This is a genomic window from Bradyrhizobium sp. LTSP885, assembly GCF_000938305.1.
Classification (GTDB): domain Bacteria; phylum Pseudomonadota; class Alphaproteobacteria; order Rhizobiales; family Xanthobacteraceae; genus Bradyrhizobium.
In genome coordinates, this window is sequence record NZ_JYMT01000035.1 from 62,088 (window position 1) to 79,394 (window position 17,307).

General features: G+C 61.6%; 19 protein-coding genes. 12 read left to right on the forward strand and 7 right to left on the reverse strand.

Annotated elements, in window-relative coordinates:
• Window positions 1-28 precede the first annotated feature (28 nt).
• Genes UP09_RS21775 through UP09_RS21785 form a run of 3 tightly spaced genes read left to right on the forward strand, consistent with a single transcriptional unit; the run spans window position 29 to window position 2,341 of the window.
• Window positions 29-1,243, forward strand: coding sequence for an MFS transporter (locus UP09_RS21775; RefSeq protein WP_245302115.1), 1,215 nt, complete (start codon window positions 29-31; stop codon window positions 1,241-1,243).
• A gap of 55 nt (window positions 1,244-1,298) precedes the next feature.
• Entirely contained in the window at window positions 1,299-2,024 is a 726-nt protein-coding gene (locus tag UP09_RS21780; RefSeq protein WP_245302117.1) for a YqcI/YcgG family protein, read from the forward strand.
• Window positions 2,021-2,341 carry a cupin domain-containing protein gene (locus tag UP09_RS21785; protein WP_044540335.1) on the forward strand — a complete coding sequence of 107 codons (321 nt, stop codon included), beginning with the start codon at window positions 2,021-2,023 and terminating at the stop codon, window positions 2,339-2,341. Before UP09_RS21780 ends, UP09_RS21785 begins: the two co-directional genes overlap by 4 nt.
• Window positions 2,342-2,365: 24 nt before the next feature.
• Here the strand turns inward: UP09_RS21785 and UP09_RS21790 are convergent, their stop codons facing one another.
• Entirely contained in the window at window positions 2,366-2,548 is a 183-nt protein-coding gene (locus UP09_RS21790; RefSeq protein WP_044540336.1) for a hypothetical protein, read from the reverse strand.
• Between the two features lie 25 nt (window positions 2,549-2,573).
• Here UP09_RS21790 and UP09_RS21795 point away from each other — a divergent pair, with 25 nt between their 5' ends.
• A complete protein-coding gene (locus UP09_RS21795) occupies window positions 2,574-2,759 on the forward strand; it encodes a hypothetical protein (protein WP_016847356.1) in 186 nt (61 codons plus the stop codon).
• Window positions 2,760-2,908: 149 nt separating this feature from the next.
• Here the strand turns inward: UP09_RS21795 and UP09_RS21800 are convergent, their stop codons facing one another.
• The 4 genes from UP09_RS21800 to UP09_RS36615 form a co-directional block, all read right to left on the reverse strand.
• The gene (locus UP09_RS21800) at window positions 2,909-4,171 is read right to left on the reverse strand and encodes a CaiB/BaiF CoA transferase family protein (RefSeq protein WP_044540337.1); all 1,263 of its coding nucleotides are present in this window, start codon (window positions 4,169-4,171) and stop codon (window positions 2,909-2,911) included.
• Window positions 4,172-4,490: 319 nt separating this feature from the next.
• Window positions 4,491-4,913, reverse strand: a complete 423-nt coding sequence (locus UP09_RS21805) for a GFA family protein (protein WP_044540338.1) — start codon at window positions 4,911-4,913, stop codon at window positions 4,491-4,493.
• A gap of 350 nt (window positions 4,914-5,263) precedes the next feature.
• Window positions 5,264-5,839, reverse strand: coding sequence for a hypothetical protein (locus UP09_RS21810; protein WP_044540465.1), 576 nt, complete (start codon window positions 5,837-5,839; stop codon window positions 5,264-5,266).
• Between the two features lie 98 nt (window positions 5,840-5,937).
• Window positions 5,938-6,498, reverse strand: a complete 561-nt coding sequence (locus UP09_RS36615) for a GcrA family cell cycle regulator (protein ID WP_044540339.1) — start codon at window positions 6,496-6,498, stop codon at window positions 5,938-5,940.
• Between the two features lie 130 nt (window positions 6,499-6,628).
• Here UP09_RS36615 and UP09_RS21820 point away from each other — a divergent pair, with 130 nt between their 5' ends.
• The 3 genes from UP09_RS21820 (at window position 6,629) to UP09_RS21830 (ending at window position 9,022) form a co-directional block, all read left to right on the forward strand.
• A complete protein-coding gene (locus UP09_RS21820; protein ID WP_044540340.1) occupies window positions 6,629-7,264 on the forward strand; it encodes a S24 family peptidase in 636 nt (211 codons plus the stop codon).
• Between the two features lie 151 nt (window positions 7,265-7,415).
• Window positions 7,416-7,694 (forward strand): hypothetical protein, encoded by a 279-nt coding sequence (locus tag UP09_RS21825; protein ID WP_044540341.1) that lies wholly within the window; start codon window positions 7,416-7,418, stop codon window positions 7,692-7,694.
• Window positions 7,695-7,867: 173 nt separating this feature from the next.
• On the forward strand, window positions 7,868-9,022 hold the full coding sequence (locus tag UP09_RS21830) for an OpgC domain-containing protein (RefSeq protein ID WP_044540342.1): 1,155 nt from the start codon (window positions 7,868-7,870) through the stop codon (window positions 9,020-9,022).
• A 32-nt stretch (window positions 9,023-9,054) separates the two neighbouring features.
• Here the strand turns inward: UP09_RS21830 and UP09_RS21835 are convergent, their stop codons facing one another.
• Window positions 9,055-10,359: a glycoside hydrolase family 3 N-terminal domain-containing protein gene (locus UP09_RS21835; RefSeq protein WP_044540343.1), complete on the reverse strand. Its 1,305-nt coding sequence runs from the start codon at window positions 10,357-10,359 to the stop codon at window positions 9,055-9,057.
• A gap of 291 nt (window positions 10,360-10,650) precedes the next feature.
• Between UP09_RS21835 and UP09_RS21840 the strand changes: the two genes are divergently transcribed.
• Together UP09_RS21840 and UP09_RS21845 are read left to right on the forward strand one after the other, a co-directional pair.
• Entirely contained in the window at window positions 10,651-11,349 is a 699-nt protein-coding gene (locus UP09_RS21840; protein WP_044540344.1) for a response regulator transcription factor, read from the forward strand.
• Complete coding sequence (locus UP09_RS21845; RefSeq protein WP_044540345.1) at window positions 11,346-12,938, forward strand: ATP-binding protein; 1,593 nt, start codon at window positions 11,346-11,348, stop codon at window positions 12,936-12,938. The genes UP09_RS21840 and UP09_RS21845 overlap by 4 nt, the downstream gene beginning before the upstream one ends.
• A 6-nt stretch (window positions 12,939-12,944) precedes the next feature.
• Here UP09_RS21845 and UP09_RS21850 read toward each other — a convergent pair whose 3' ends face one another.
• On the reverse strand, window positions 12,945-14,177 hold the full coding sequence (locus UP09_RS21850) for an acetyl-CoA C-acetyltransferase (protein ID WP_044540346.1): 1,233 nt from the start codon (window positions 14,175-14,177) through the stop codon (window positions 12,945-12,947).
• Between the two features lie 204 nt (window positions 14,178-14,381).
• Between UP09_RS21850 and UP09_RS21855 the strand changes: the two genes are divergently transcribed.
• Genes UP09_RS21855 through UP09_RS21865 form a run of 3 tightly spaced genes read left to right on the forward strand, consistent with a single transcriptional unit; the run spans window position 14,382 to window position 17,273 of the window.
• On the forward strand, window positions 14,382-15,410 hold the full coding sequence (locus tag UP09_RS21855) for a TRAP transporter substrate-binding protein (protein ID WP_044540347.1): 1,029 nt from the start codon (window positions 14,382-14,384) through the stop codon (window positions 15,408-15,410).
• Between the two features lie 16 nt (window positions 15,411-15,426).
• Window positions 15,427-15,987 carry a TRAP transporter small permease gene (locus UP09_RS21860; RefSeq protein ID WP_156164717.1) on the forward strand — a complete coding sequence of 187 codons (561 nt, stop codon included), beginning with the start codon at window positions 15,427-15,429 and terminating at the stop codon, window positions 15,985-15,987.
• Window positions 15,984-17,273, forward strand: a complete 1,290-nt coding sequence (locus UP09_RS21865) for a TRAP transporter large permease (protein WP_044540348.1) — start codon at window positions 15,984-15,986, stop codon at window positions 17,271-17,273. Before UP09_RS21860 ends, UP09_RS21865 begins: the two co-directional genes overlap by 4 nt.
• Window positions 17,274-17,307: the final 34 nt, after the last annotated feature.

Sequence of the window (17,307 nt, forward strand, 5' to 3'; positions counted from 1 at the left end):
CGATCGTGCCTACCTGGCATGGACGGCGGTGGCCATCGCATACGCGATCGCGTTCCTGCAGCGCGTATCACCGCAATCGGTGAGCCTGAGCTTCATGCACGATTTCAACACCGACGCTGCCGGTGTTGCGATGCTCGCCTCCAGCTATTTCTGGGGCTACACCTTGATGCAGATCCCGGCGGGTCTCCTGGTCGACCGCTACGGCGTCAAACGCGTCGTGCTGGCCAGCATGATCGCATCGTCGCTCGGCAGCGCAGCATTCGCGCTGGCGCCGAATCTGCTCGACGTTTTTGCGGCTCGTCTGGTGGTCGCCTGCGGCGACGCACTGGTCTTCACCGCGCTCTTGAAGCTCGTCGCGCAAAGCTTTTCTGACGAGCGGTTCGGCGTGATGTCGGGTATTTCGCAGGTCTCCGGCTACGTCGGAGGCGTGATCGCGACCACGCCGCTCGCAGCCGCGGTCTCGGGCTTTGGCTGGCGAGCGTGCTTCCTGTTCATTGCCTGCATCGGCCTCGCCAACCTCGCTTTTGCCAAGCTCGCGCTCAAGCCCGATCCGGTCTCGCATAGCAGCAAGACGCTGAAGGGCGTCGCCATGGCTGCACGGCAATCATTGGCACACGTCGCGAACTGGGGTTGCGCGATGACGTTTGCGTCGCACTTCGCAGTGGTCACGACGCTATCCGGCGTGTGGGGTATTCCGATGGTGGCGCATCTCTTCCACATTTCACCGACGACCGCAGGCACGCCCCTGCTCGCGTTCATGATCGGCAACGCGATTGGCTCGATCTTCCTCGGGCACGTCGCCGACCGCGCCGCCGCGGCGCTCGACAGCGCGCTGGTCCGCATCTGTCTGCTGCGCATGGTTCTGATCGCGCTGCTGCTGCCCCCGGTCGCGCACGCCCTCGGCTTCGTCTACGTCACCGTCGTGTTCACGGCGTTGGGTCTCGTCGCCGGAGGCACCGTTCCGCTGGTGCTGAAATGCGTCAAGAAACTTTACACCGCTGACCTGATCGGAGTTGGCGCTTCGGTAAACACCACCGCCGCCGGAATCTTCGCCGGCGCTTCGCAACCCGTCATCGGCTTCGCCATGCTCGCTGCCAGCCAGGTCTCGGGGACCGACGCCGTGCACAACTCGGCTGTGATCGGCGATGCCGGCTACAGCGTCTTGATTGCCATTCTGCTGCTCATGTCGTTGCCGGGCATTGCCGGACCGTTGCTGATGAGGAGCAAGTTGATTGCTCGCTAGTCTCATTGAGAGTGAAGGGGGTATTATGGAGCGCTTGTTTTTAAGAAGAGACGAAGTGGCGTCGAACTATCCGGTGAGCAGCTGGCAAAGCGTGATGTTCTCCGAATTCGAAGCACAGATGAGCAGCGAGGCAAGGCCGTTTCCTTGTGTATTCGGAGTGGCGGGACATCGCCAGGATCAGCTGCGCTACCTGTTCCTTGATCCGTACGATGTTGCGGTCCTCGGCGAACAGCTCGCGCAATATGTGTCGCAGTCGCGCTCGTTTGGTCCCAATACCTCGTTGATCGTGTTCACGCGGCCTCGGCCGGTGCAAACCCTCGATGCCTATTATCGCAAGCTGTGGCTGACGCTCGACCAGCTCGCGCACCTGGACAAGAACCCATGGCCGGCTGAAATTCCCGAACAGATCGACCATCCGATGTGGGAGTTCTCGTTCGCGGGCGAGCCGATCTTCGTGGTGTGCACGACGCCTGCGCATGTGATGCGGCAGAGCCGCAGATCCAGTGCTTTCATGCTCACCTTCCAGCCACGTTGGGTGTTCGAGAAGATCCTCGGGACGGAGAAGGCGGCCAACGCCGCTTTCGCCGAGGTCCGCAAGCGTCTCATCCCCTACGACAGCGCGAGCCCCTCGCCGCTGCTTGGCCGCTATGGCGCGGCCGACGGGCGCGAGTATCTGCAGTACTTCCTGGACGACGACAATAACACCGGCGGAGGCTGCCCCTTCGCCAAGCTCGCGCAGAACAAGACACCATCCATCGAGAACAAGGAGCAGGCAGCATGACCCGGATCATCGCAGGCACGAAGACCGAATTCGCCATCGATCCCGCGATTCTGAACCTGCTTCCCGCGCAGGGATCCGTCGAATTGCAGCACGACGCTGCCGGCAAGGTGCATCACTTCCACACCCATCCGGTAGACGAAATTCTGATGATCCTCAGCGGCCGTCTGAATTTCATCTGGGATAGCGGGGAGCGCATCGTCAGCGCCGGCGACACCATCCTGTTGCCAGCCGGCACGCGCCATCAATCGGAGGCGCTCGAAGGTGGCGCAGTCTACGTGATCGCGACGCAGCCGCCTGCCAAGCCAATCAGCAATTGATAACCAGGGGGAACCCGAAGCCCTTCATGACAATGAGGGATCATCCGGCGGTTGAGCCGCCAAACGTTCGACCAGTTCGATCACTTCGCCGCGCTGGTCGGGCGCAAGCCGAAGGAAGGCCTTCAACAGTCGCAGGCTTTCCATTGTTTCGCTCGACGGAGCTCCGAGCTTCTTCTGCAGCTCTGCAACATAAGTGGGATTTTTCATCTCGCACCGTAAGTGAGGATCACGAATGGCATACCCAGGTAAACGTGAAGGCTTGGCTCAGAAGGTCGATACTGCAGCCCAGGAGGCCGAACGTCTCGGCCTGACGACCGCAACCTTGATACTCCGAATGGCACGCCTCGAAATCGATCGGGCGGAGCCCGAGGAAGTTGAAAGTATGCCAAGGAACAACCTGCGCAGCAAGCCGAACTAAGTGCTGAAACGGGCCTATTTCGGCTCAGATACCGTTGGCACGCGCCGCCCGACCCGTAACGTCGGAGCGGCGCGCGCGCGAATTGACGGCGGATGATTTTCCGCTCGATAGTGGCTGCCCTGCGATGAACGGCGGTCCGCCCGGCAGCGCTAGCCGGTCGTTGCAGCCTTACCGAAAGCGCCCGCCTCGGCCAACGCCGCGATACGCCGGTCGTCGTAGCCGAGCATCTTGCGCAACACGTCTCCGGTGTGCTGGCCAAGCAACGGAGCGGCAACGGGATCGACCGTCGGCGTAAAACTCATATTGACCGGCGACTCGATGTTTGGAACCGAGCCGGCGGTGGGATGAGGGATCTTGCTGAGTCGATCGCGATCGCGCACCTCGGGTGCATTGAATCCCTCTTCGACCGTGCGCAGATAACCGACCGGAATATTGGCCTTCTTCATCTTCGCCATCCAGTACTCGAGTGTGTCGCTCGCAAATACAGAGGCAATAATGGAGCGCAGCTTCTCCTTGTTGGCACTCCGTGCCTTGCGGTGAGCGAATTCGGGGTCGGTGACGAGATCGGGCCGCTCCAGCACGTCGATCACAAGTCGGCGATACAGGCGATCATTGGCGCAAGCCATGTAGAGCGGTCCATCGGACGCCCGGTAGACGCCCACGGTCGGCGACCCGTTTGGCGAGTTGCCGAAACGGCCCGGATTGTTGCCATTGATCAGATAGGCCATGCCATAAAATCCGGTCATCGCCACCGCCGTGTCGATCAGCGCGACCTCGACCTGCTGACCGCGGCCAAGCCGATCACGCGCAATCAACGCCAGCAGGATGGCGTTACACGCCGACATGCCCGTTGCCATATCGACAATCGGTGGACCGGTGCGCACCGGCTCGCCATCCGGAAAGCCGTTGAGCGACATGAAACCGCTTTCGGCTTGCGTGATCGGGTCGAAACCGGGACGCAATGCAAAATCGCCTCTGCGGCCGTAGGCCGAGATCGAACAATAGATCAGTCGCGGGTTGCTCGGCGCGACCGCCGCGTAGTCGAGGCCGAATTTCCTCATCACGCCGCCGGAGAAATTCTCGACAACCACATCGGCTTTCGCGATCAACTCGCGCGCCACGTCGAGCGCAGCCGGATTGTTGAAATCGAGCGCTATGCCGCGCTTGTTTCGATTCAAGCTCAGGAACGCGGCGCTTTCGCCGCCAATTTCGGCGTGCTCGTAGGCACGCGTGTCATCACCGCCGTCCGGATTTTCGATCTTGATGACGTCGGCCCCGAAATCGGCGAGGGTTTGCGTACAGGCCGGGCCTGCGACGACACGCGTAAAATCGACCACCAAGAGACCATCGAGCGCCGTCGGGACGCCCTCTCCACGCGGCGTGCGCTCCGGCAATTCTGGTCTGGCGCTCATGACGGGAGCTTCCTCTGCTTATTTTGTCAGGCGAAATTCGACGGTCGCCGTTCTGGGCGGCGCAGTCGCCTTTTAGCGGATGCGCATCACCAAGACCAAATCCGGATTTTGCAGGGCCGGACTTCCGCCTGACATGGCTGTCACCGGCCAAACGGGTCCCCACTGCCAGCGGATCGATGGGATCCGGCGCAGCCACGCCGTTCAGTTGCACGGAAACACGTCGGATCCCAGCTTGACCGGATATCGGACGGCGAGGAAACAAGATCATCGCGTGGCGACGCCTTGTCGCCACGCGACCTCGTTGGTGGAGAATCGTCGGCTACTCGGCGATCATCTCGCCGGAGCCGCCGAACTCAGCCGGAAAATCCTTCAGCTTCGGCAAACCATCGCGTATCGGCAGGACCGCCTCGGCATAGTTGACGTGGACACCAGGGGTGAAGGTCAGAGTCGGGATCGTTGCCGTGAAGACGTCGACAAGCCCGAGCGTCGGATGGTTGGTCATCAGATGACCACCGCATTTGGTGCAATATTTGCGCTGGCTCATCTCTGTCTTCTCGAATGCCGCGATATGCTGCGCGCCCTTTGTCACCTCCACCGCTTCGGGCTTCCAAAGGCTGAACGCATTTACGGGACCCCCGGACCAGGAACGGCACGAACGGCAATGGCAGTAGCCCATCGCTTCCGGATCCCCCGTGACCTGCAGTTCGACGGCGCCGCAAAAGCAATTTCCAGTGTGCTTCATCAGTCAGTTCTCCATGGGTGAATTGATCAGATCAGCTCTCACAGCAGATCCTCCATTCAATCGATCGTAGAATGGAGTGCGCCCTTTATTGCTTAGGTGATTTTCGGGCTATCACACTGTGCTCAACTGCAGACGGGATCCTCAGCACGAGTGGGAGGTTACATGAGAGCCCGCGCCGCTGTCGACCGTCTTGGGCAGGATACGGACGGACAGCAAACCAATGGCTTGCACGATAGTGATCAGAAGTGTGAGGCAGGCCACAGAGTTACAGGTGCAATACTGCAACACATTCGCCGCGCCGGACTAAATGACGGCGCGGCGAATGGACGTGTGAACTCATTGCTTCATTGTCAGCGCCGGTGGTCCTTCACCGGAACCGGATGCGACGTGGCAAATCCATACAGAAGCGCCAGTCGGTCCAAGCATTCTCTGAAACGCCGCGCAAAATAGTCCTGCCAACGCTGCGTGTGCAGTCCGCGCCTCTGCCCAACCTGTTCCATGGTCATGCCGAGAATCAGGACGTCGCGCACGAGCATCGAGCCGTCGGCGCCAAGCTCATGCTCGGCACGGTTCAACCTCAGGGCCGACTGACGCTGTCCCTCCGTGATCGGCTCACGCCGCTGACCTCCGTCTACATAGTCGCGTGTGGTATCCACCGCGCGCGGGCCCCGCTCAGCCCTCTCCCAATCGCCCTGGAAAGCACGGCCGCCTCGATACTGCGCATCGTCGATCTGGCGGTGAGCATGCAGCCGCCCAAGCGGATCGTTTCGGATCGAGCGCAGCGCGATGATTGTCTCACCCAGCTCAAGCCCGAGGGGATCGTCGACCTCGACGGTCGCCACCTCGGCGTTATAGGGCAGATCCTGGGACCGGCGGTCATGCGCCTGGACTGGATCATATGGTTTTCGGCGTCTGGCTCGCGGCACGGACATTCTCCTTGATGCCTGATGGAGGGCGCGCGGACAGGTGCTTCCGCACGATTGCGATCGGGAACCGAAGTCCAATGGTCAGGAGGTGAATCGCCTCAGATCGCGCCGATAGCGCGAAGCCAGTCGATGCTCAGCACCGGCCTCGCCAGCAGCTTCGGGTTGCGGCTCAGCTCGAAATGGGGCGTGCAATAGCTCGACCCAGGCTGGCACGGATGCCCACAATAGGTGACCACCTCGCCCTCGCTGTCGCCGCCATAGGGATACCGGCAGTCCGCGGGCCCGAGTTCGACCAGCGAAAGATGGCGCGGCACAACCTCGGCGCAGCGAAGCTTGGGCAATTCCACGGTTTCCGAGAAGGCTTTCGGCCAGCAAAACACGTCAGCCATCGGCCCGGCACGAACCTCCCGAAGGGATTGAAGGCTGGGGCGCTCCGGCGAGGACGGTTGGGGCCGGTCCGCTCCCCCCGGTAGGGACGGCGCGGGCCGATCGAGGCCCCCCAGCCCCATCCGCTGGCCCCGGCTCAGGGCCGCGTATCTCGTATAGGCCGTATTGAACTTTGCGTTGATCGTGTGAGCAATCTTCGAATAGGACATGCCACGGACCCGAAGATCCCGCAGCGCCGCCGAATGTTCCGGCAGCCAGTTCGTCATTTCCATTCCAGATTTCCTGCTTTTCTGTCATTCCGCCGGCGCCGCCCTTTGCTTACGATATTCCGAAGGAAAAGTCAAGCTTGATTTCCGATTATCGTAACTGCTATGAAGGAGTCAGATTCGAGGAGGATGAATCATGCTTGACGTGGCTATGATCGAACGGGCCCTGGAAAAGACGGGCAAATCCAAGGGCGGACTTGCCCAGGCGATGGGGGTACGGGCCGGGGCGGTATCCGAAATCCTGTCGGGAATACGGTTGATTAAGGCGTCGGAGATCGCCCCAATCATGGAATACCTGGAGCTGAACTCGGTGCCCATCATGGGCCGGGTCGGTGCCGGCGCCTCGATCGAGCCGGACCTCGAGCAGGTGCCGCCCGAAGGCCTTGGTGACGTCGAACTTCCGTTTGCCATGTCGGAGGAGACCATCGCCTTCGAGGTCTCGGGCGATTCGATGCTGCCGAAATACGAGAATGGCGACGTCATTATCGTGTTTCGCGAGCAGCGCTATCCGCTGTCGAGCTTTTACGGTGAGGAAGCTGTGGTGCGGCTGAAGAGCGGCGAGCGCTATCTGAAGACAGTCGAGCGTGGCAGTTCTTCAGGCCTGGTCAATCTCAAGAGTTTCAACGCCAAGCCGATCAATGGCGTAAAGCTCGAATGGATCGGCGAGATTTACGTTACGCTGCCGCGCGGTCAGATCGAAAGGTTGCGCGGCAAGACGGCGTCGAAGAACCGCAAGGCCGCCCGGACAGGCGGGCGGTCTTCCGAGAAATAGCAATCCCACCTGGACGGGCGGGCTGATTCGGGCGAGATGAACCCGAATCGGTCACGTCAGGGGGTATTTTCCGATTATCTGAAATTATTCTTGACATAATTCGGAATATCAGTAACAATGGCCACTGACCGTCCACATCGAACTTTCGAACATGCAGTATTTCGTCGTAATGATCGACTATGGCCGCCGCGGCCGTGAAGCGATCGTCGATCCCGAGATGACACGGCGCGAGGTCGTCGCGCGGGTCGCGTCCGGAGAGTATACCAATATCAGCTTCATCCACGAGGTTGCGGAGTCTTCGGTTGAGGACATCACGGGCGACATCCTCTCCGAGGCCACCGGCCTGCCAGAAGTCGGCTCGGCCGGCGCCGACTTGCAGGCCGCCGACTTCGATCACGCCCGCGATCTGCGCAAACACGAGCCTGTCTGAAGGCAGGCGCGATCACGCGGTGATTTCGAAAATGTGATCCTCACCACGGTTGGGCCATTACGTCCGAATTGGAAGCAGACTAGATATGACCCACGCAAAGTCCATTCGGACTGAGCGGAAGTTCGCGCTAGATTAGCGATTCGTTTCTCGGACCGACAGACTCCTGCTTTCAAATGAACCCGACAACACACGCCGAAATCGTGGCACGCGGTGGCGATCTGCGGATCGCACTGCTGCTTGGCATCGCGAACTGGTTTTTGTTCCTGGACCACATCCCCCACGACGCGGTCAGCGCGCTGACCCTGCGCAACTTCGGCTTTAGCGGCGCGACCGACCTGTTCGTGTTCGTCGGCGGTTACGCGGCGACGCTCATCTACGCCAGAATGACACTGGAACGCGGGTTCCTGGTGGCGGCCACCCGCATCTTCAAGCGCGTGTGGCAGCTCTACGCGGCCTATATCGTGCTGTTCGTGGTCTATGTTGACCTGATCAGCTACGTCGCGAGCCGAACCGCAGCACCCGAGATATTCAGCGAGTTCAACATCACGGGATTTATCGATCACCCGATCCGGACGCTGATCTACGGCCTGTTCCTGCAGGCCAAGCCGCTCAATCTCGACGTCCTGCAACTCTTCATTGGCTTGATGGCGTTCCTGCCCGTCATTCTGTTCGGGTTGCTGCGCGTGCCGAACATGACGCTCGCTGCATCGGTGGCGCTCTATACCGCGGCACGTGTGCTCGACTGGAATCTGGCGTCATATCCGGACGGGCGCTGGTACTTCAACCCCTTCTGCTGGCAGTTGCTGTTCGTGATGGGCAGCTGGTTCGCACTGATGGGCAAGCGATACAAACGCGTGACCCGAGCGATGCAGGCCATTCCAGCGCTACGCGCTGCGGCGTTGTTGTATCTGCTGTTCGCCCTGATGCTGACCTCCAGCAGCAGCATCCCGGCACTTGCCGATATGATCCCGGGCTCGTTGGCCGACGCATTCCTGCCAACCGACAAGGAGAACGTCGCGCCTTACCGTATCCTGCATTTTCTGGCGTTGACTTTCCTGTTCACCCTGTTGCTGCCGCAGGGGTGGAAAGGCCTGCGATCTTACGGGCTACAGCCGATCATCAAGTGCGGCGAGGAGTGGCTGGCTGTGTTCTGCTCAGGCGTGTTCCTCTCCTTTGCTGCGCACTTCGTACTGATTACCGGCCCGAACTCGCTGGCGATGCAGATCGTCGTCAGCGTCGCCGGCATCGTGGCCATGACCGGCGTTGCCTATTACGTCTCCTGGTCGAAGCGTCAGGACTACAAATCAGCCGTCGGTGCAGGGTCCTGATTGGCGCGCCGCCATTTGAGGCAGGTGGTGGGCTAATCGATCTCTAGCGTGCGCTTCAGCCGTATCTCACTGTCACGCAGCATGCCGGTATCGAGTGCATCCCGATTAGCTGCGTTGGAGGCGCAGGCGAAGATGCGGTAGAATTGCGCGCCATCATAGGCGACCAGCAACAGATCGACGCCGGCATTCAACGCCTCCACGACCGCGGTGCAGAAGTCGTGCTGATAAATCGCCCCCATCACCAGATCGTCGGTCACGACGATGCCCTGGTAGTTCCAGGTCTTTCGGATCAGCCCATCGATGACGGCCTTCGAATGCGACGCGGGCCGGCCTGGATCAAGGGCGCCCACGGCGACGTGCCCGACCATCAATCTTGCATCTGATGTCGACAGCACCTCGCGAAAGGGACGCCAGTCGGTCGCTTCCAGTTCACCAATCGGCGTATCGAGGTCGGCGCTGAAATGATGCGTATCGGCACGCACGCGGCCCAGTCCGGGAAAATGCTTCACCGTTGCGCCGACGCCTGATGCCTCGAGGCCGTGGATGTAGGCGGCTGCAATCATGCTGACCTTGGCGGGATCATCGGAGATCGCACGCTGGCTGATCAGCGTGTTGAAATCGAACCGGTTCCGCCGCGCCGCCGGCCGCAAGTCGAGCACCGGTGCAAAATTGAGATTGACACCAAGCGACGCCATCTCCCGTCCGTGGATGCGTCCGAACTCCTCGGCCTTCGCCCGCTGTTCGTCGGGCGCCAGTTCGGCCAGCGAGGCCAGCGACGGCAATGCCGTCAACGGTGGCGCCAGATGAGAGACAATACCTCCCTCCTGATCTGCCGCGACGATCAATGGCGGCAGACCGGCGATCCGCCGTCTGTCCTGCAGCGCTGCGATCTCCGCTTTCAACGCCGCCGCCGTCCTGCCTGCGACATTGTGCCTGGTGACGTAGATGCCGGCAATCAAGCCCTGCTCGGCGAGGCGCGCGACCTCGTCGAATGACGAATAGCCGACGATAAAGTGCCGTCCAAGGGATCGCGCACGCGCAGGCTCGGTCTGAAGAACACTCCGCTTCCGTAGTTCGAACGTGACATGCGAGGTCAGGATTGCAAGTGGCGGCAGGCACCACAACACGACCAGCAGTTTCCCGGCCCAGCGGCCTCGGCGCCAAGCATCGCGGCGGACCAACGTAAACACGACGGCGACACTTGTGATCGCGAGGAGCAGATTTCCCGTCCCGCGCAGCACGACCAGATAGGGGTCGTTGTTATTGACACCTGCAAAGACGAATACGAGCCCGGTGACCCAGACCAGGATAATGCCGATGCGTTTGCCGATGTGCATGGGAACGACGAGGGATTGAACGAGGCCGATCGATGTCGCCGTCCGTACCAGACAGGATTTGCGGGCGCGAGCGGATAGGCCGTGTCTGCACACAATCTGCATAAGAATCCTCAACTCCTGCAGATCGCGCTCGCACCGTTTGCACAAATTCGATCCAAAAGGCGATCCAGCTCCGCTACGCCGATCCCATTGTTGTCTCCCGCCGCAATTGCCTTGTACAACAGCAGCGCCGACAGATGGCCTCGTGGCGCAGCCGCTGGATAGCGGCGGCATCAGTTTCGGAGAGGACTTGTGACCCACCGCATCCTTATCGTCGACGACGACCTGCATATAAGGGAGGTGATCCGCGTCGCCCTGAAGAAGGCAGGAATGACCGTGGCCGAGGCACGTGACGGCAAGGAGGCGTTGGTCCGGTTCGCCACGGACCGTCCAGACTTGATCGTCCTCGATATCGGCATGCCGGAATTCGATGGCCTCGACGTCTGTCGCGAGATCCGCAAATCGTCCGACGTGCCGATCCTGTTCCTCTCGGCCCGCGACGAAGAAATCGACCGCGTGCTCGGGCTCGAGATCGGTGGCGACGACTACGTGACCAAGCCGTTCAGCCCGCGTGAGCTCGTCGCGCGGGTCAATGTCATTCTGCGGCGCCTGACACCGCGCGCGAGTACGACAGAGACCGCCGCGCTGTCCAAAGGACACCTCTCGGTCGATCCCGAACAGCACGTCGCGGCATTCGCCGGCACGCCGCTCCACCTGACTGCGATCGAGTTTGGAATCCTGCGGGCCTTCCTGACCCGGCCGGCGTCAGTCTTCAGCCGCGAGCAGATCATGAGCGCCGCCTATCAGCTCAACATCCAGGTCTCCGACCGCACCATCGACAGCCATATCCGGAATATCAGAGCCAAGCTTGCTGCCGTGAAGTGCGACAATATCATCGAGACCGTTCACGGCGTCGGGTTCAAGCTCGGCCGGTGCGAGCCACAGGCATGACATCCTTCCGCGCCCGCCAGAAGTGGCGACCGTCGCTCAGTCTCGTCATCTTCACTGTGCTCGCCCTGGTCGCGACCCTACCACTACTAGGGCTGTTCTTCTTTCGCCTCTACGACAACCAGCTCATTCACCAGACCCAGGCAGAGCTGATCGCGCAAAGCCGCGTGCTCGCTGCAATCTACGCTGAAGAAGTGAAGGCGCGCCTGGCCAATGGGATCCCGCTCGGCGCGGCGGTCCCACCGGAGGCCCTCCCTGATCCGGGTGACCAGGTGACACCGATCCGGCCTGCGCTCGATCTCGCCGGCAACGACCTGCTGCGACGGCGGCCCGATGCCCTGCCTGCGGCCAACCCGGCGGATCAGGCCTACATCGAGATCGGCGCCCGGTTGACGCCGATCATCCGCGAGACCCAGAAAGTTACGCTTGCAGGCTTCCGGATTTTGGACCCGCAAGGCGTGGTCATCGCAGGACGTCAGGAGGTCGGACAATCGCTCGCTCATATCGAGGAGGTGGCGACAGCACTGCGCGGCGAGTATAGCGCGGCGCTACGCATCCGCGTACCCGACAAGCCCCCGCCACCGATCTATTCGATCAGCCGCGGCGTCGGCGTTCACGTTTTCTCGGCGATGCCTGTCATCGTCAGCGACCGTGTCGCCGGCGTGATCTACACGTCGCGGACGCCCAGCAATATCTTCGAGCATCTCTATCAGGAACGCGGCAAGTTCTTGCTCGCCGGATTGGCCGTGATGCTGGCGACGATCGCGATCGGACTGGTGTTCTCACGTACCATTACGCGGCCGATGCGCGAACTGGTCGATCGCGCCGTGCGTATCGGCCGCGGCGATCGCAACGCGTTTCAGCCGCTGCAACACTACGGCACACGCGAGTTCGCCCAGCTCTCCGACAGCTTCCTCGACATGGCCCGTCAAATGTTGCGCCGTTCCGACTACATCGCCAGCTTCTCCGCGCATTTGACACACGAATTGAAATCTCCGCTGACGTCGATCAAGGGTGCCGCCGAGCTGTTACTGGATTCGCTTCAGAGCAAGTCGGATACGTTGACGCGGACGGAGCAGAAGAATTTTGTCTCCAATATCCTCGGCGACGCCGAGCGATTAGATGCGATGAGTCACCGGCTGCGCGAACTGGCCCGCGCGGAAAGTGCCCCGCAGAACGAGCAGACCCAACTCTCCACCGTCATCGAAGGCCTGAAGAGCCGCTTTCCGACCCGGATCATCACTGCCAGCGGTTGCCTCGAGCGCTCGATCGGCATGTCCGGCGAAAAAGCCGTGATCGTGCTGGCGCACCTCGTCGACAACGCCATCCGTCACAACGCGAGGTCGCTCCAGATCGAAGCGACTGATGAAGCCGCCACCATCAGGATCACGGTAAGCAACGACGGCGATCCGATCTCCGACGCTAACAGCGACAAGATCTTCGACGCCTTCTTCACCACCCGCCGCGATACCGGCGGCACCGGAATGGGGCTTGCGATCGCACAAGCCGTCATGGTGACCCACGGTGGCTCTATCGGACTTCTGCCGCCCGACAGAGGCGTCGCCTTCGAGCTGCAGTTTCCCGCTGTCTGATCGGGCTTAGACCCGCTCGATGATGATGGCCGGCGCCATGCCGCCTGCGGCACACATCGTGACCAGGCCACGTTTGAGGTCGCGCCGCTCCAGCTCGTCCAGCACCGTTCCGATCAGGATCGACCCGGTCGCACCGATCGGATGACCGAGCGCGATCGAGCCGCCATTGACGTTGACCTTGTCGCGATCGAGCTTGAGGTCGCGGATGAACTTCTCGGCGACCACCGCAAACGCCTCGTTGATCTCGAACAGGTCGATGTCGTCGAGCGTGAGCCCGGCCTTGGCCAGCACCTTGCGCGCGGCCGGCACCGGCGCGTTCAGCATCAGCGTCGGCGAGTCACCCATATTGGCCATCGCGACCACGCGGGCGCGTGGCTTCAAACCGTGCTTGCGGGCATAGTCCGGTGACGCCAGCAGGATCGCAGCGGAGCCATCGACCACGCCCGAGGAGTTTCCCGCGTGGTGGACAAAATTGATGTCGAGCTCCGGATATTTCTCCAGGATCAGCTTACGGTAAGTCGTGCCCTTATCATCGAGCGCGTAGTCGGCAATGGCGGGGAATGCCGCCTTCAGCGCCGCGAGACCTTCCAGGGTCGTCTGCGGCCGCGGATACTCCTCTCGCTCGAGCGCCAGCGAACCGTCCTCGCGATGAACCGAAACCAGGCTCTTGTCGAAATGGCCGCCCTTGATCGCCGCCGCCGCACGCTTCTGGCTTTCAAGGCCGAGTTCATCGACGTCCTGCCGGCTAATCCCCTCCAGCGTCGCCACCGCGTCGGCACAGACGCCCTGATGCGACTGCGGATGGCGGGCGCGCAGACGAAGATTTCCGTTGTCCATCATGAACGGCCCTTCGCCGCGGCGGCCTTCCATCGACATCATTTCCGTGCCGCCGGCGATCACGAGGTCCTCGGAGCCCGCCATGATGGCGTTGGCGGCCATGTTGACGCTGGTGATGCCGGAGCCGCAGAAGCGATCGAGCGTGACGCCGCTGGCGCGCACGTCATAGCCGGCATCGAGCGCCGACATCCGCCCGAGGTCGCCGCTCTGCGGACCGCGCTGCGAGCTAGTGCCCCAGATGATGTCGTCGACATCGGCCGTGTTGATACCGGTTCTATCAGCCAGCGCCCGCAACACCGTGGCGCCGAGTTGCTGCGGATGGATGCCCGAAAGCGCACCCTTGCCGGCCTTGCCGATGCCTCGCGGCGTCCTGCATGCATCGATGATCAGCGCGTCAGCCATGGTGATTTCCTCTCGGCAATATTGGTTTGAGGCATTTGCCGCCGATCCCCGATCGGAGTCAATTCGCAGGCACAGGTTAGACGCGCATGGCGCCCCGCGCCTTCGGGTTGTCGCGTCAGCCATGCTCAGCCGAGCCATGCTTGACGCGCAAATTCGTTTATGCGCAGCTACTTGGAACAATAAGAGATTTCCGGGAGAGGAAATATGGGCGGGGTTCGGCGGGCGTTGGTCGGTTACGGCTTCCTCATCGCATCGGTCAACCTGGCGACAGCGGAGCCGATCAAGCTGCGCGTGGCCGACTCCTTTCCGAAGGGCCATTACCTCGTCAAGCTCGTGCTCGAGCCCTGGATGGAGCAGGTCCAGAAGCGCACCAACAATGCGGTGACGTTCGAACATTATCCGGCTCAGCAGCTCGGCAAGGCTGCCGACATGCTGAAGCTGACGCAGACCGGCGTGGCCGATATCGGCTATGTTGCGCCCGCCTATGTGTCCGACAAGATGCCGGTCTCCGAAGTTGCGATGCTGCCGGGCGCGTTCGATCACTCCTGCCAAGGCACGCTAGCGTACTGGAAGGCCGCGCGGAGTGGCGTGATTGCGGAGCAGGATTATACCGCAAACGGCATCCGCCTGTTGCTCGCGGTGAGCCTGCCGCCCTATCGCATCCTGACCGTGAAGCACCCGGTTAAGGACGTCGCAGATCTCAATGGATTGAAGCTCCGCTCGACCGGCGGCGCGCAGGATCTCACCTTGCGCGCCATCGGCGCGGTGCCGGTGCGCATGGCAGCGCCCGATGCGTATGAGTCCCTGTCGCGGGGCACGATGGACGGACTGCTGTTTCCGCTAGAAAGCGTCGTCGCCTACGGTGCCGACAAGCTCGTGAAATATTCCACCGACGGCTTCGGTTTCGCGAGCTTCGTGGTTGCCTACTCGATCGGCGAGAACGCGTGGAAGAAGCTGTCGCCCGAAATCCAGAAGGCGATGGTCGATGCGGCCGAGGATATCCTGCCCTCTGCCTGCAAGGAGGTTCAGAGAGCTGATAGCGAAACCATGAAGTCGATGGAGGCCGCAGGCGTCCACTTCGAGACCTTGCAGCCCGATGCGGTCGCCAGGCTCACGGATTTGACGAAGGGCGTCGGCAAGGCGTGGGCCGACGGACTCGATGCCCGCGGCAAGCATGGCAGCGACGCCCTGAAAGAATTCAGTGCGGCCGTCGCCGCTGTACCCGCCAAGTAACGCGACGGAGCCAAACGTGATCAAGGCAAGCCTGAAGGCTTTGACCGCCATCGAGAAAGTAACCTCGGCTGTCGCCGCCGCATTCATGTTCGCGATCATGATCATCGTCTTCTCCGATGTGGTGATGCGTTACGTCTTCAACCGGCCGTTCTCCTGGGCTTACGACCTGATCTCGCTTTACATCATGGCCGGCGCCTTCTTCCTCTCCTTGTCCGGCACTTACGCGGTGAATGGGCATATCAGCGTCGATATCCTGCTACCGCGCTTCTCGGCGATCATTCAGCGCTTCTGCGTCATCATCTCCAACCTTGTCGGCCTCGCGATCTTCATTCCGATCACCTGGCTCGGCTATCAGCGGGCGCTCGACAATTACGTATCCGGCGACGTGATGGCCGGCGCGATTCCCTGGCCGACCTGGGCGTCCGCGGCCTTCGTCCCGATCGGAGCCGGGATTTTGGCACTGCGGCTCGCCGTTCATCTCCTTGCCAACACCGCAAGCCTTTTGACGGGCGAGAACCTGCTGCCGCTGCCGGCGATCTCGGGTCATTCGGAGAAGGCCGCCGGAGGTTTCGAATGATTCCCGCCTTTGTCCTTGCGCTGCTGTTTGTCCTGCTGGCGATCGGAACGCCGGTGGCGTTCGCGATGGCGTTCTCCGGCGGGCTCGGCCTCCATCTGACCGGCGGCCTGCCGATCCTGCTCGGCGTGCTGCAGACGACGCCGCTGTCGGCCGTCACCTCCTATGAATTGATCACGATCCCGATGTTCCTCCTGATGGCCGACCTCGTGCTGCTGTCGGGTGTCGCCGATGATCTGTTCAAGACGGCTGCGGCCTGGGTCGGACGCATCCCCGGCGGCCTCGGCATGGCGACCGCCCTTGCCGGCGCCGGCTTCGGCTCGATCTGCGGCACCAGCACCGCATCGGCCGCAACGCTCGCCTCGACCAGCCTGCCCGCGATGATCCGCCAGGGCTACGAGCCGAAAATGGCCGCCGGCGTCGTTGCAATCTCGGGCACGCTCGCCATGCTGCTGCCGACCTCGGTAGCGCTTGTCATCTTCGGCCTGCTTGCCGAGATGAATATCGGAAAGCTTCTGATCAGCGGCATCATCCCGGCGATCTTCGTCACTATCATCATCATGTCGACGATCTATATCCTGGTATGGCTGGATCCCTCGCGTGCGCCGACGGTATCGGCGGTGTCATGGTCCGAGCGCTTCAGCCTGTTGTGGCAGGTCAGCCCGATGGTGATCCTGTTCACGATCGTGACCGGCACCATCTATCTCGGGATCGCGACACCAACGGAAGCGTCGGCTTTTGGCGCGTTCGGTGCTTTCTGCCTCGCCTGCTGGAAGCGCAAGATCAACATGAAGTCGCTCTATCTGACGTTACGGCACGCGGCACAGGGCACCTGCATGATCGTGCTGATCATCATGTGCGCGCATATTTTCGGCTACTTCTTCACGCTCACCCAGGTCACGCAGAGCATTGTCGGCTGGGTCGGCGCCCTCGACGTCTCGCGCTGGGTTATCATCGCGCTGATCCTGTGCGGCTACATCGTTCTGGGCTCGTTCATGGACCAGATTGCGATCCTGGTGCTGACGGTTCCGATCGTGCTGCCGCTGATCAAGTCGCTCGGCTTCGATCCGATCTGGTTCGGCGTCATCAAGATCGTCACCGCGGAGGTCGGCATGATCACGCCGCCGATCGGACTGAACTGTTTTATCGTGGCGCGCTATGCCGGGCGTCCCGTGGGCGAAGTCTTCCACGGCACGTTCCCGCATTTCATCGCGCACTTGTTCGCGATCGCGATCTTCGTGGCATTTCCGGACATCATCCTCTGGCTGCCGAACCATATGCGACGCTGAAGAAGCCATCGGTTGAGATGGCCATCTGCTGGGA